Here is a 13,848-nt window from a genome sequence, read left to right as displayed (position 1 = left end):
GGCGAGCCGGGTCCGGCCCGGCCCGGCCCGGCCCCGGACCTGCGCGTGGTCGTCACCGCGATCAGTCGGGGAGGGATCGGCCGAGGTGCCGCCGCGAGGTGACGCCGAGCCTGCGGAAGATCTTCCGCAGGTGATACTCGACGGTGCTGACACTGATGAACAGCTGGGCGGAGATCTCGGAATTGGTCGCGCCGCCTCTGGCCAGTCTGGCGATCGTGAGCTCCTGCGGGGTGAGGACGGTCACCGTGTCGGCCGTCCCGCGCCGGGCGGTCTCCCCCGTCGCCGACAACTCCTGGGCGGCTCGCGCCGCGAATCCGGCGGCCCGCATCCGCTCGAACATCGCCAAGGCGGTGCGCAACTGGTCACGGGCGTCCCTGCGGCGCTTCTGCCGCCGCAGCCACTCGCCGTACACCAGGTGGGCGCGGGCGAGGTCCGAGCGCGCCCGCGTCCCGGAGAGCAGGTCGATCGCCTGACGGTAGAGCGGCTCGGCGTGGTCCGCGGAGGCGAGCAGGGCCTGCGAGCGCGCCAGCAGGCCCAGCGCCCACGGGTTGCCTGCCACCCTCGCCCGGGACTCCAGCGTGTGCAGCGTCGCCGTCGCCAGTACGCGGTCGCCCGAGCGCACGGCCGCCTCGACCAGGTGTGGAAGCACCCGGGAGTGCACACCCATCGTGTCGGACTCGATCAGGTCGTGGGCGAGCGTACGGGCCTGCGCGTAGTCGCCCCGGCCCAACGCCAGGACCACCAGGCCGATGCGCCCGATCGACTCGACGGCGCCGACGCCCAGCCAGTTGGCCGCCTGCATCGACCCCTGCAGGATCTCGGGGAGGCCGTCGATCTCGGCGTGCCAGGCGAGCAGCTCGGGATGCCGGTAGATCGCCCACACCTCGTCGGTCGCACCGATCGCCGAGCGGATCTGGTGGCCCTCCAGCAGCAGGCCGTCGGCCGCGACCAGCTCGCCGAGGTTGGTCTGGGACATCGCCGCGCAGTACAGGGCGGTGTCCAGGCGCCACAGGGCACCGGTCCTGCGGGCGATGCCGGCCGCCCGGTCGATGATGCCGTTGTGCAGGTCCTCCTCCCACAGCAGCATGGACATCGTGACAACCCCGGTGTAGCGGCGCAGGACGTGCTCTTCGGAGGTCTCGGGGTCCAGCAGCGCCCGCGAGGCCCGCCGCAGGTGGGGAACGGCCTGCTCATAGCCGTCGGTGACCAGCACGGCGAAGGCGCGCAGTATCAGGTCGCGCACGGTCGGGGTGTCCGTGCGCGCCAGAAGGTCCTCGGCGGCCCGGGCGATCTCGGCCGGCGTCGTGTCCCGGATCAGGTGCTCGGCGCGGATGGTGTGCTCGACCGCGTCCAGCAGAGCGTCACGGGCCAGGTCCGGCGCCTTCTCGCCGAAGGCGAGCGCGGCGTTCAGACAGAGGAGGGGCGCCTGCGCGAACGCTCCCTCACCGCCCAGCGCCATCAGCGCGCCCGCGCGCACCACCAGTGCCCGGCCCCGGCCGATGTCGTCGATCGTCGCGGCGTCGATGCCGTCCAGCAGGGTCTGCGCCTGCAGCGGCGCTCCCGCGGTGAAGGCGGCCTCGGCCGCCGCCAGCGTTCGTTCGACGCGGCGGGGGCCTTCGGGCGTCAGCTCGGCCGCCCGGCTCAGGAAGGTGACGCGGGCCGCGTAGCCGCCGCGTCCGCCGGCCTGGTCCGCGGAGTGTTCGAGCTCGGCGGCGACGCCTTCGTCGGGTTCCACCGCGGCGGCGGCCAGGTGCCAGGCCCGCCGGTCGGCGTCGGCGGGCCGGGAGGTGGCCGCGGCCAGTGCGGTGTGGACGCGTCGCCGCTCCACGCTCGTGGCGCCGCCGTACACGGCGGAACGGATCAGCGGGTGCCGGAAGCCGGCGGTGGCCCGCAGCGTCAGCAGCCGCAGGTCCTCGGCCGGGCCGCTGGCCTCGGGCTCGATCCCCAGCGACTCGGCGGCCCGTCCGATGTGGCCGAGGTCGCCACCCGGTTCGGCGGCGGCGAGCAGCAGCCATGTCCGCGTCTCCCGAGGCAGCCCTCGCACCTGCCGGAGATAGTGATCCTGCAGCCGCTCGCCCACGGGCAGCGGGTCGGGCAGCGACATGCCGCCCAGCAGCTGATCGGACGACAGCTCCCGGCCGAGGTCGATCAACGCCAGCGGGTTCCCGGTGGTCGCGGCGACGATGCGTACGGCGACGCGGGTGTCGAGCGGGCCGGTCGCCACCGAACGCAGGAGTTCGAGTGCGTGCCGCTCCTCCAGACCGGTGATCTCGGTGACCGGCAGGTCCTCCAGGCCGGTGCCGCCCTCGCGAACGGCGAACAGCAGGCCGATCCCCTCGGCGTGGACCCTGCGGCCGACGAAGGTCAGCACGTGAAGCGACTCCCGGTCGAGCCATTGGGCGTCGTCCACGCAACACAGCAGCGGCTCCCGCGTGGCGGCCTCCGCCAGCAGCGTCAGCGTCGCCAGCCCGACCAGGAAACGGTCGGCGACCGGTCCCTCCTCCAGGCCGCACACGACCCGCAGTGCCCGTTCCTGGGAGGGCGGCAGCCCGTTCGGCTCCTTCAGGAGGGGAATGAGCAGCCGGTGCAGCGCGGCGTACGGGAAGTCGGCCTCCGACTCGACTCCGGTCACCCGCAGGACGGACACGCCCCCGGCCCGGCCCGCGACCAGGGTGGCATGGTCGAGCAGGGTGCTCTTGCCGATACCGGCCTCACCCCGGAGCACGAGGACCCCGCTGACGCCCGCGCGCATCTCCGCGATGAGGTGTTCGAGTGCCGCACGCTCCTCGTCCCGCCCCTTGATCACCATGTGGACCTTTCTGGAATGCCCGGCGTGACGGCCTTCGGCGGTCGATGACGTGATCATTCAACCAGCATCACCCGTGACCGTCCCCCCGCCCGCCGGAACGGTCCCCTGAGCCCACCGCCCGAGCGGAATCCGCCCGGCCACGCCACCGGGTGCGACCGGTACGCGTGGCCTCGTGACGACTCGTCTAATCGAAGCCGAACCCCCGCGGAAGCGGCTCGTCGCGGAACAGCCGGGCCGGGACGGCGTCGGCGAGCGCCTTGTAGCCGGCCGGGTTGAGGTGCAGGTGGTCTCCGCCGTCGTAGGCGGGCAGCAACCGCCGGAGGTCGGCCGGGTCGCGGGCCGCCCGATCGAAGTCGATCACCGCGTCGAACCGGCGGCTGGTGCGGATCCACTGGTTGACCGTCTGCCGGGCCGCCTCCCGGTATCCCTGGGCGTCGTCGTACATCTCGTTGGCCCCGAACGGCGTCAGCGTCGCACCGTACACGCGGATGCCGTGGGCGTGGGCCCGGATGATCATCTGGTCGTAGGCGGCGATCAGGTCGGCCGCGACCTGCTTCTGGGCGGCCTCGGTGGCCTCGGCCGTGCCGAGGTCGTTGACGCCTTCGAAGACGATCTGCCACTTCACCCCGCTCTGCGCGAAGACGTCGCGGTCGAGCCGTGCGAGGGCGTTGGGACCCAGGCCGTCGTTGAGCACCCGGTTCCCGCCGGCCGCCTGGTTGAGGATCGCGATGTCACCGGTGCCGGGGTGGGCCTGCAACCGGTCGAGCAGCCGGTCCGGCCAGCGGTCGTTGCCGTTCGTGGTGGAGCCTCTGCCGTCGGTGAGCGAGTCGCCGACGATGGCGACCCCCGCGGTGGTGCGTTTGGACCACGTCTCCAGTCCGCTGAGGAAGTACCAGTGAGCGGTGGAGGTGGCTCCGGGCAGGTCCTCGGCGTCGACGTGGTCACCGGCCACCATGTACGAGGTGGTCCGGGAGCCGGGGTGGGAGGTGATGTCGACGGACTTCTGCCCCTCGGCCAGATAGATCGTCACCGTGAGGTTGGAGCCGGGGGCCAGCTCGAAGTTCAGCGGGTCGGAGACGGCCTGCGCCCCGACCGGTATGACCACCGAGGGCTTCCCGTGGAAGGTCACCGGCCGGGAGGTGCCGGCCTTGATGGCGCTGACGCCGGCCTGGCCACCGGCAGGGAGCGCCACCGACACCCGGGTGATGGGCAGTGCCGTGCCGCCGAAGGCGTTGGAGAAGCGCAGCCGCATCTGCCGCCCGCCGACGGACGTGCGAACGGTCTGCCGCAGCGTGCTGTCGGCCAGCACCAGGTCGTCCTGGGTGAACGGGGCCGGCGGCATGTTGCCCGGCTCGGTCAGCTGCGGCATCGACACCCAGGTGTTGACCCAGTGCCCGTCCATCTTGGGCGTCACCTTTCCCGCGACGGGGCCGGGCGTCCCCTCGCCGCTCCGCGCGCCCATGGCACCGAGCGCGGGCGACGCCGCGGTGACGGCGACCGCGACGGCCACCACGGCCGCCACCCTGAGGATAGAGGTCGTGCCCTGCGCGTACGGCCCTCCGGCGACCGGCACGGACCGGCTCGGCGCACGACGCCGGTCTCGGTGGCGGGCCTCACGCCACACCGCAAGCACCACGGACACGAAGCGCCTCATCGGGAATCTCCCATCGGCAGGGCTGTTGACGGATCCGTTCCGAAACATTCGGCCCTGATCACCGAATGTTTCAGCGGCAACGTACGTACTCGCGATCACGTGGTCAACGCCGTTCGCCCACGCCCCCGTACGGTGGCCTCCGTACCTGGCGCGCGGCCCTCCGCGGTCGTGAAACGTTCACACCGGAGGCGGTCGGCCGGTGGTCTCCGACCAGGAGTTCAGCCGGGCGGGTGCGAGTCCAGGTCTCTGACTCAGGTGTATTTCGCTCGCACCTGATAATCAGTGAAATTACGTATGATAGCTAAAGATCACCCTGTCGTAGCCTTGCCGAGTGTCAGGGCTACGCGAAACCGATCCCACCCAACCACTCCGCGCACCGGGCGAAGCCGGGTCTCCGGCTTCGGACGATCTGTCCCGTCGGCCGGCGGCCACGACCTCACCGATGCCGGGCAGAGGCCGGTGACGATCACTCAGCCGTATCCGGCTCACCTGTCCGCGGCCTCGGCGGCCCATTCCTGGTTCGAAGCCGCGCTGGCCGCGCTGGACGGGATCGACGACACCGCGTACGGGGTGGTGCTGATCGGTCCGATGGGCAAGGTCCGGGTCGTCAACAGAGCGGCGCGGCTGCTGCTGGCGACGTATTTCCGGATATCCGCGCGAGAAGGCGACGTGCTGCCCGATGAGCTGAACGCCTGGCTGGCCGAGCAGCTCCGCGTCCCTCTCCCGGGCCGGCCGTCGCAGCCTTACACGACGGCGCACGGGTCCCGCCGTCTCACCGTGCGGCTGTTCCGGCATCACGGCAGCGCGGCCCTGCTGATCTCGGAGTCGGGCGGGGAAGGGCCGACGCCCATCGGCGGTCCGGGCCTCACCCCACGCGAGTCCGATGTGCTCTGGCTCGTCGCCAACGGCCGCACCAGCGCGCAGGCGGCACAGGTCCTGCGGATCAGCGTTCGCACGGTGGAGAAACACCTCGGGAACATCTACGCCAAGCTCGGCGTGAGCAACCGCACCGAAGCCTCGTTGCGCGTCTTCGGCGCGTCCACGGGCCACGCCCGTCCAGATCTGACGCCGGCCGGGTGAACGCCGCGATCCATCTCGGCCACCGGAGGCGGCCGCCTGCCGGATCTCGCGGGTTCGTATGCGCGGGAACCGGTCCGTCATCCCGATCTACGGTGAGTGCTGACAGACATCCGGGCCGAGGTTCGCGGAGAACTGCCACACGATCGCCGGTTTGGCGACACGTACGTAATTTCCCTCATTGAGCTGGTGAAATACGAAGCTTGATAGTGAGGGGGTCGATCCCAAGGCAATGGAGAAAGCATGCGATCCCCCGCTCTCAGAAACGACGTTCCGGGCTTTCGCCGGGATGTGAAGGCGATGGCCAGGAGACTGTTCGGCGGCCTGCTGGTGATGGTGACGGCATTCGCCGGGCTGGGTCTGGTCGCGCCGTCGGCGCACGCGGCCACGCTGGTGGCGCAGAACAGCAAGCATTCCTGGCACGCCAACAACCAGAACAAGACCATCGACACCAGGGCGGAGGTCTACGACGACGGCAGCGTCAAGGGGACCTCGACCGTGCAGTCGGGCGTGTGGCTCACCGGCGTGCGCCTGTGCGCCAAGGCCATCCTCATGGACCGCGACGGCGGCGCCCTGGCCACGGTGGGCGGCGACTGCTGGGGCGTCAACGGCACCGCCTTCGGCTACTCCAGCCGCACCGAGAACTGGACCGGCCAGGTGACACCGGACCTCGCCCTCCGCACCTACGCCGTGCAGATCGTTCACTGGAACAACGGCGTCGACTGGGGCCAGGTCTTCGGTTTCGCCAAGAAGGTCTGGGAGATCTACGAGGACATCTTCGCGAGCAACGGCGACACCGCCGCCACCGACATCGTCATGCCCAACGGCAACGTCATCCGGTATGAGGACCTCGCCCCCCGCTCGCCCGGCGGCGGCATCGGCGGATGCGGTGGACGCTTCTGCGTGCAACCGAAGTAGTGAACCTCTGATCCTCCCCTAGCAAGCAGGCCGGACAGGCCGGAGCGGCCCATACCGCTCCGGCCTGTCCGGCTTTGTACTTCCGCAGCCGCCCCCGAGATCACCACGCACCGGTACGCACGTCCGCTGGGGTCGGCCGGTCCTCTCCGGAGCCGTGTCGTTCGACGCCGCGCCGATATATGTCGGCGCATCGCGGAGTACCGATAACCAACTCTTCCTTGACAAAAAAATTTGTCGGGCGCTAATCTCTGGGCATGCAGGAAGTCGCCGTGATCGAGGACCCGGCCGCCGCCCAGCACGGCCGCGACCACCGAATCGTCGCCGCCGTCCACCCGAGCACGAAGGAAACCCGATGACGCACCCGTTCGAGTTGAGTCAGGAGATCGAGTTCGGCGCCACGCCCGAGCAGGTCTGGGACGCGATCGCGACCGGGCCGGGCGTCGACTCCTGGTTCATGGGACGCACCGAGCTCGGCACGTCCGTCGGCGGTCCCGCCGACCTCACGATGCCGGGCCACACCGAGAAGGCCACGATCACCGCCTACGAGCCGGGCACCCGCCTCGTGACCCGCGGCGCCGAGGCCCCCGACGGCCGGTTCATGGCGATCGAGTACCTCATCGAGGGGCGTGGCGGCGGCACGACCGTGCTGCGCATCGTGCAGAACGGCATGCTCGGCGACGACTGGGAGACCGAGTTCGAGGCGATGAAGGCCGGCTGGCCCATCTACCTGGAGACTCTCAAGCAGTACCTCACGTACTTCACCGGCCGCACCCCGTCGGTCACCACGGCCTTCCGGCCCGGAGCGGGCGGCCCGGACACCATCTGGAAGATCGTCACAGAGTCGCTGGACGTCACGCCGGACGTCGCCGAGGGTGACGCCGTCCGGCTTCCCGACGGCTCCGCCGGGGTCGTCTACTACGCGAACCTGCCGGTCAACCTGGGCGTCCGGACGGACGAGGGCCTGTACCGGTTCATCCACTCCGGCACCGACCGCGGCGACGTCCTCGTGCTCGGCCACCAGAACTTCGCGGGCCGCGACGAGCAGGCCGCGTGGGACGGCTGGGTGGCCGAACGCTTCGGCTGACCGGCCCGTCCCGATCAGCCCGCGGCGACCCGGCGTGCACCCGCTCGTTCCGGTACTCGCCTCCGGCACGGAACCGGGAGCGGGACCTGCCCTTGAGCCCGTACCCGGCGTTCGCCGCGGCACGGCACGACGCGGTGCCGTGCCGGAACACCATCCGCATGAAGCGGATCCGATCGAAAGGACACAGAAGATGAGGAAACTGATCCTGAACACCTTCTTGACCCTCGACGGGGTCATGCAGGCACCGGGCGGACCCGGAGAGGACGACACCGGCGGGTTCACCCACGGTGGCTGGTCGGTGAACTACTGGGACGACCGGATGAACCAGGTCATGGGCGAGGTGATGGGCAAGCCGTTCGACCTCGTCCTCGGGCGCAAGACCTACGACATCTTCGCCGCGCACTGGCCGCACGTCCCGGAGGAGGCCGGATCCAAGCCGTTGAACGACGCCACCAAGTACGTCGCGTCGCGGGGTCGCCCCACGCTGGAGTGGAACAGGTCGGTCCTGATCGAGGGAGACGTGGCCGAGGGCATCGCGGCGCTCAAGCAGGAGGACGGGCCGGAGCTGCAGGTTCACGGCAGCGGGAACCTGATCCAGACGCTGTTGCGCCACAACCTCGTCGACCGGTACCGCCTGTGGGTCTTCCCCCTCGTCATCGGGTCGGGCAAACGCCTGTTCCCGGAAGGCACCCTTCCCTCCGGGCTGAAGCTCGTCGACAGCACGGTCTCCACCACCGGCGTCATGATCGGTACGTACGAGCCGGCAGGCGAGATCGCCACAGGGTCGTTCGCCCTGGACTGACCGCGCCCGCAATCGCCGCACCCGATCCGCACCGCCCGCCCTCAAGGCCCCGCGAAGCCCCGTCGTTGCCCCCTGGAGGTCGTCTCCTAATCGAGTGGGTCGATGATGCGGTAGCCGACGCCGGGGGTGGTGGTGATGATCGAAGGGCTGCCGAGTTTGCGGCGCAGGCGGCCGACGGTGACGGTGACGGTGTTGGTGAACGGGTCGGCGTGCTCGTCCCAGACCTGTTCGAGCAGATCCTCGGTGCTGAGAAAGGCGGGGACGGCGCGCAGGAGGGCTTCGAGGAGGGCGAACTCCTTGACCGACAGATCCAGCCGGCGGCCGTCGCGGATGGCGGTGCGGCCCAGGGGATCGAGTTCGACGCCCGCCGCGCGCAGGGTGCGGGGGCGGGCGAAGGGCCGGCGGCGCGCCAGGGAGCGAATGCGTACGACCAGCTCGGGGAAGTGGAAAGGCTTGGCGAGGTAGTCGTCGGCCCCCAGGGTCAGGCCGCTGACCCGGTCGCCGGGCGCGCCGGCCGCGGTCAGCATCAGGACCATGACGCGGTCATCGCGGTCAGTGATCATCCGGCAGAGGGTGTCGCCGTGGATTCCCGGCAGGTCGCGGTCGAGGACGACCACGTCGTAGGCGTTGAGGTCGAGTTTGGCCGCGGCCTGCCGGCCGTCGTACGCCACGTCCACCGCCATGCCCTGATCACGCAGGCCCTCGGCCAGGACGGCGGCGAGGGAGCGTGCGTCCTCGACCACCAGCACCCTCACGCCGAAACCCCCGCCCGCGCATCCGCCAGGGGCAGGGAGACGGCGACCCGGAGGCCGCCCTCGGGCCGGGCACGCAGGTCGAGGTCGCCGCCGTGCGCCGTCGCGACGGCCGCGACGATCGACAGTCCGAGCCCGGAGCCGCTGCCGGAGCCGGTCCGGTCCGCACCGAGCCGCTGGAACGGCTGGGCCAGCCGCGAGAGCTGCTCCTGGTCGAGAACGTGGCCGCCCGTCTCCACGACGAGCCGCGCCGTCCCGCCGTCGGATGTGGTGGCGACCCGGATCCAGCCGCCGTCGTGATTGTGGACGACCGCGTTGTCGATCACGTTGTCGACCATGCGGGACAGGAGCGTGCGGCTCCCCCGCGTCCAGGCGCCGTCGTGGACGTCGCCGTCGTGGACGGTCAGGCTCCCGGCCGTGATGTCGGCGGCTCGGGCGTCCAGGGCGGCGGACACCACGCGGCCGAGCGAGATCGTCGCGCGGTCGGACAGGGCGCCGTGCTGGGTGCGGGCGAGCATGAGGAAGCCCTCCAGAAGCCGGTCGACCTGGTCGAGTTCGGTGCGGATCCGGTCGGCGAGCGCGATCGTCTGTGCCGGTACGGGTTCCGGCTTGGCGACGGCCACGTCCAGCGACGCCCGCATGGTCGCCAGCGGGGTGCGCAGTTCGTGGGAGGCGTTGGCGACGAATCGGCGCTGCGCGGCGAAGGAGCTCTCCAGGCGTTCCAGCAGCCCGTCGATGGTGTCGGCCAGGTCCTTCACCTCGTCGGCGGGGCCCGGTACGGCCAGCCGCTCGTGCAGGTTGTCGGCGGAGATCCGCCGCGTGGCCGTGGTGATCGTCCGCAGCGGGCGCAGCACCCGGCCCGCGACGACCCGGCCCAGCACGACCGACACCACGGCCATGACGGCGAGCGCGACCGCCGAGCCGACCAGGAGCTGACGCGACTGGACCGCATGTATCTCCGACAGCCGGGTCTGGAGCAGGCCGATCTGCTCCTGGGCGGCCGCGAGCGTGGGCTGCCGGAGCTGGGCGTTCTCCGCCGGCACCGTGCTTCGTGACGATCCGAGGGCCACGAGGTTGGTGACGGCCAGCAGTCCGACACCGGACAGCAGGAACAGAACACCGTACAGGGCGGTGAAGCGCAGCCGTACGGTGCGGCCCGGCAGCGCCAGGCGTCGCGGATTCCTCATCGGTCCTCTCCCGTTCCGTGCCTGCTTCCAGGATGCCGTCCCGCACCTAACAACGACATGACGGCCCGCGTTCGGCCCACGTTATGACCGGCTCCGTAGAACCGAACGCATGCAAGCAACCATCGAAGTCGCCGGGCTGCGCAAGCGGTTCGGCCGGACCGTCGCGCTGGACGGGATGTCCTTCACCGTGAAGCCGGGACAGGTCACCGGGTTCGTCGGCCCGAACGGCGCGGGAAAATCCACCACGATGCGGGTGATTCTCGGCCTGGACGCGGCCGACGAGGGCAGCGCGCTGGTGGGCGGGCGACCGTACACCGGCTTTCGCCGGCCGCTGTGCCGCCTCGGGGCGCTCCTGGACGCCTCGGCGCTGCAGCCGAGCCGCACCGCCCGCAACCACCTGTTGTGGCTGGCCCACTCCCAGGGCTTGGGCGCCAGGCGGGTCGACGAGGTGATCGAGCAGAGCGGACTGCGGTCCGTGGCCCGGCGCAGGGCGGGCGATTTCTCCCTGGGCATGCGGCAGCGGCTCGGGATCGCCGCGGCCCTGCTCGGCGACCCGCCTGTGCTGATGCTCGACGAGCCGTCCAACGGCCTGGATCCCGAGGGCATCGTGTGGATACGCGGCCTCCTGCGGTCGCTGGCCGCCGAGGGCCGCGCCGTCCTGGTCTCCAGCCACCTGATGAGCGAACTCCAGGACACCGCCGACCATCTGGTGGTGGTAGGGCGCGGCCGGGTCGTCGCCGACACCGGCGTGGCCGACCTGATCGCGGCCGCGTCCCGCGACCGGGTCACGTTGCGCACCACGGCGCGACCCGCCGCGATGGCGGCGCTGGCGAACGCCGGTGCCACCGTGGCCGTCGCCGGCCACGACACCCTCACCGTCTCCGGACTGGAGGCGACGCGCGTCGTGACGCTCCTCAACCGGAGCGCGGTGCCGTTCTCCGAGGTCTCGGCGCATCGCGCGACGCTTGAGGAGGCCTATCTGGAGCTGACTCGGGACGCGGTCGAGTTCCGCGCCGCCGCGGGGGCCGCCACCGGGCAGGAGGCGGCACGATGACCGCCGGCACCCCCACCCCGCACCGCCCGCGGATCGAGCGCGAAGGCTTCGCGCACCTGCTGCGCGCGGAGTGGACCAAGTTCCGGACGGTTCGCGGCTGGGTGATCGGCCTGGTGGCCGCGGCGCTGGTCGTCGTGCTGCTCGGGCTGGTCTCCGCGTCAGGCAGCCACGCCTCATGCGGCATCGGTCCGGTCGAGGTCACCTGTCCCGCTGTTCCGGTGGGGCCGGACGGCGAAGCGGTGGAGGACCGGTTCTTCTTCATGCACCGGTCGCTGGCCGGAAACGGCAGCATCACCGTCCGGGTGACCTCGCTGACCGGCATCATCACCTATCCCCCGCCCAACCACGACGAGCTCGTCCCCGGCGTCGTGCCGTGGGCGAAGGCCGGGCTCATCGTCAAGGAGGGCACGCGGCAGGGATCGGCCTACGCGGCGGTGATGGTCACCGGCGGCCACGGAGTGCGGATGCAGCACAACTTCACCCAGGACACCGCCGGCCGTCCGGGCGGCGTCTCGACGGCGTCTCCGCGCTGGTTGCGGCTGACCCGCACCGGTGACACGCTCACCGGCCACGAGTCGGCCGACGGCACCCGGTGGACCGAGGTCGGCACGGCTCACCTGGACGGGCTGCCCGCCACGGTGCAGGTCGGGCTCTTCGTCACCTCCCCGGGCGACCTGACGGTGAAGCAGGCCGATCTCGGCGGGAGCATCGAGCAGGTGCGCTTCACCCAGGCCACCGCCGTCTTCGACCACGTCGACCTGCGGGGCGACGCGCCCGGCGGCGGGTGGAACCGCGAGGCCGTGGGAGCCGCGGGAACGACCGATTGGGAACGCCACCATCGTCCGAACGGGGTGCGGGAGTCCGGCGGCACGTTCACCGTGACCGGAACCGGAGACATCGCGCCGCTGATGGACGGCCAGCCCGTCGAGCGCACCCTCACCGGCGTGCTCACCGGGCTGATCCTGGTGATCGTGGTGGCGGTGACGTCCATCACCGCCGAGTACCGGCGGGGAATGATCCGCACCACCCTGACCGCCGGTCCGCGGCGCGGCAGAACGCTGGCGGCCAAGGCCCTCGTGATCGGCACGGTCACCTTCGTCGCCGGGCTGGCCGCGGCCACGGTCACGGTCACGGTCGGCGAGCAGATCCTGCGTTCCAACGGCAACTACGTCCTCCCGGTGACGGTGCTCACCGAAACGCGCGTCGTCGCCGGTGTCGCGGCGTTGCTCGCCGTCGCCGCCGTCCTCGCCCTCGCCCTCGGCGCCGTGTTCCGGCGCAGCGTCGCGGCGGTCATCACCTCCATCATGGTGATCGTCGTCCCCCACGTCCTCGCGACCGTCTCCGTCCTGCCCGAGACCGCGGCGCAGTGGCTGCTGCGGCTCACCCCGGCCGCCGGCTTCGCGATCCAGCAGAGCATCCCGGAGTACGCGCACGTGACCGGCCACTACGTACCCCAGGCGGGCTACTACCCGCTGGCGCCGTGGACCGGCCTCGCCGTGCTGTGCGGCTACACCGCACTCGCCCTCGTCCTGGCCGTCCTCCAGCTCCGCAGGAGAGACGCGTGAGACAACAACTGCACGCGGAGTGGACCAAACTACGCACCATGCCAGGCACCGGCCGGCTGCTGCTCGCCGTCGTCGCGCTGACCGTGGCGCTGAGCGCCGCCGCGACCGCCACCGTGTCCTGCCCGCCGGCGGGCTGCGACCACGACACCGTCAAGCTCAGCCTTTTCGGAGTTCAGCTGGGCCAGGCGATCGTCGCCGTCCTCGCCGTACTGGCGATCACCGACGAGTACAGCACCGGGATGATCCGCACCACCCTGGCCGCGACGCCGCGCCGGGCCACCGTCCTGGCCGCCAAGGCGGCCGTCCTGACCGGCCTGACACTCGCCGCGGGCACCCTCGCCGTGCTCACGTCCGTGCTGGCCGGGCGGCTCATCCTGCCCGGCAACGGCTTCATCCCCGCCCACGGCCAACCGCCGCTGTCCCTGGCCGACGGACCGACGCTTCGCGCGGCCGCCGGGTCGGTCCTCTATCTCGCGCTCGTCGCCCTGCTCAGCCTCGGCATCGCCGTCGCCGTGCGGGACTCCGCGGCGGCCATCGGGACCGTGCTCGGTCTGCTCTACCTTTTCCCGATCGTCATCCTCATGGTCTCCGATCCGGGCTGGCAGCGGCTCCTCTGGCAGATCTCGCCGATGAACGCCGGACTCACCGTCCAGGCGACCACCCATCTGTCCGGCCTGCCCCTCAGCCCGTGGGCGGGCCTCGGCGTGCTCGCCGCATGGGCCGTCGCGGCGCTTCTGGGTGGCGGGCTCTCGCTACGGCTTCGCGACGCGGGGTGAAAAGCCCCGGAGTGTGTAGGCCATTGGGTGTACGCCGGATTCGGCATCCGGAAGGAGGAACGATCCGGCCTTCGATCGAATAATCGACACATGACGACGGGCTTACTGCTCACCCTCGCCGCTCTGGCGATCATCGACAGCACGAGCTTCGGCACCCTCGGTATCCCCGT

At 71.2% G+C, this 13,848-nt stretch carries 11 protein-coding genes; 7 read left to right on the top strand and 4 right to left on the bottom strand.

The features are described 5' to 3' along the window. Positions 1-61 precede the first annotated feature (61 nt). Positions 62-2,866 (bottom strand): helix-turn-helix transcriptional regulator, encoded by a 2,805-nt coding sequence (locus J2853_RS09545; protein WP_307556627.1) that lies wholly within the window; start codon positions 2,864-2,866, stop codon positions 62-64. A 127-nt stretch (positions 2,867-2,993) separates the two neighbouring features. After that, positions 2,994-4,451: an SGNH/GDSL hydrolase family protein gene (locus J2853_RS09540; protein WP_307556626.1), complete on the bottom strand. Its 1,458-nt coding sequence runs from the start codon at positions 4,449-4,451 to the stop codon at positions 2,994-2,996. A gap of 471 nt (positions 4,452-4,922) precedes the next feature. Between J2853_RS09540 and J2853_RS09535 the strand changes: the two genes are divergently transcribed. The 4 genes from J2853_RS09535 to J2853_RS09520 all read left to right on the top strand — a co-directional run bounded on the left by J2853_RS09535 (position 4,923) and on the right by J2853_RS09520 (position 8,344). Then, positions 4,923-5,543: a helix-turn-helix transcriptional regulator gene (locus J2853_RS09535; protein WP_307556625.1), complete on the top strand. Its 621-nt coding sequence runs from the start codon at positions 4,923-4,925 to the stop codon at positions 5,541-5,543. Between the two features lie 240 nt (positions 5,544-5,783). Beyond that, a complete protein-coding gene (locus tag J2853_RS09530; protein WP_307556624.1) occupies positions 5,784-6,458 on the top strand; it encodes a hypothetical protein in 675 nt (224 codons plus the stop codon). A gap of 352 nt (positions 6,459-6,810) precedes the next feature. Then, positions 6,811-7,542 carry an SRPBCC family protein gene (locus J2853_RS09525; RefSeq protein ID WP_307556623.1) on the top strand — a complete coding sequence of 244 codons (732 nt, stop codon included), beginning with the start codon at positions 6,811-6,813 and terminating at the stop codon, positions 7,540-7,542. 190 nt (positions 7,543-7,732) lie between these two features. After that, on the top strand, positions 7,733-8,344 hold the full coding sequence (locus J2853_RS09520; RefSeq protein ID WP_307556622.1) for a dihydrofolate reductase family protein: 612 nt from the start codon (positions 7,733-7,735) through the stop codon (positions 8,342-8,344). A gap of 86 nt (positions 8,345-8,430) precedes the next feature. On the opposite strand, the gene J2853_RS09515 is transcribed toward J2853_RS09520, so the two are convergent. Beyond that, positions 8,431-9,099 (bottom strand): response regulator transcription factor, encoded by a 669-nt coding sequence (locus tag J2853_RS09515; RefSeq protein WP_307556621.1) that lies wholly within the window; start codon positions 9,097-9,099, stop codon positions 8,431-8,433. Next, entirely contained in the window at positions 9,096-10,283 is a 1,188-nt protein-coding gene (locus J2853_RS09510) for a HAMP domain-containing sensor histidine kinase (RefSeq protein WP_307556620.1), read from the bottom strand. The genes J2853_RS09515 and J2853_RS09510 overlap by 4 nt, the downstream gene beginning before the upstream one ends. Positions 10,284-10,392: 109 nt before the next feature. Between J2853_RS09510 and J2853_RS09505 the strand changes: the two genes are divergently transcribed. From J2853_RS09505 to J2853_RS09495, 3 genes are read left to right on the top strand one after another with little or no spacing between them, the layout of a single operon-like run. Beyond that, positions 10,393-11,337 carry an ATP-binding cassette domain-containing protein gene (locus J2853_RS09505; RefSeq protein WP_307556619.1) on the top strand — a complete coding sequence of 315 codons (945 nt, stop codon included), beginning with the start codon at positions 10,393-10,395 and terminating at the stop codon, positions 11,335-11,337. Continuing rightward, the gene (locus tag J2853_RS09500) at positions 11,334-12,902 is read left to right on the top strand and encodes an ABC transporter permease subunit (protein ID WP_307556618.1); all 1,569 of its coding nucleotides are present in this window, start codon (positions 11,334-11,336) and stop codon (positions 12,900-12,902) included. Before J2853_RS09505 ends, J2853_RS09500 begins: the two co-directional genes overlap by 4 nt. Then, the gene (locus J2853_RS09495; RefSeq protein ID WP_307556617.1) at positions 12,899-13,678 is read left to right on the top strand and encodes an ABC transporter permease; all 780 of its coding nucleotides are present in this window, start codon (positions 12,899-12,901) and stop codon (positions 13,676-13,678) included. Before J2853_RS09500 ends, J2853_RS09495 begins: the two co-directional genes overlap by 4 nt. Positions 13,679-13,848: the final 170 nt, after the last annotated feature.

This window comes from Streptosporangium lutulentum (genome assembly GCF_030811455.1).
In the GTDB taxonomy this organism is placed as follows: domain Bacteria; phylum Actinomycetota; class Actinomycetes; order Streptosporangiales; family Streptosporangiaceae; genus Streptosporangium; species Streptosporangium lutulentum.
Note: the sequence above shows the minus strand (reverse complement) of the source record. Positions and strands in the feature narration are given on the sequence as shown.

Coding starts and splice junctions, on each gene's coding strand:
- J2853_RS09510 (WP_307556620.1), bottom strand. CDS start 10,283: ATGAGGAATCCGCGACGCCTGGCGCTGCCGGGCCGCACCGTACGGCTG.
- J2853_RS09525 (WP_307556623.1), top strand. CDS start 6,811: ATGACGCACCCGTTCGAGTTGAGTCAGGAGATCGAGTTCGGCGCCACG.
- J2853_RS09520 (WP_307556622.1), top strand. CDS start 7,733: ATGAGGAAACTGATCCTGAACACCTTCTTGACCCTCGACGGGGTCATG.
- J2853_RS09545 (WP_307556627.1), bottom strand. CDS start 2,866: ATGATCACGTCATCGACCGCCGAAGGCCGTCACGCCGGGCATTCCAGA.
- J2853_RS09500 (WP_307556618.1), top strand. CDS start 11,334: ATGACCGCCGGCACCCCCACCCCGCACCGCCCGCGGATCGAGCGCGAA.
- J2853_RS09505 (WP_307556619.1), top strand. CDS start 10,393: ATGCAAGCAACCATCGAAGTCGCCGGGCTGCGCAAGCGGTTCGGCCGG.
- J2853_RS09530 (WP_307556624.1), top strand. CDS start 5,784: ATGCGATCCCCCGCTCTCAGAAACGACGTTCCGGGCTTTCGCCGGGAT.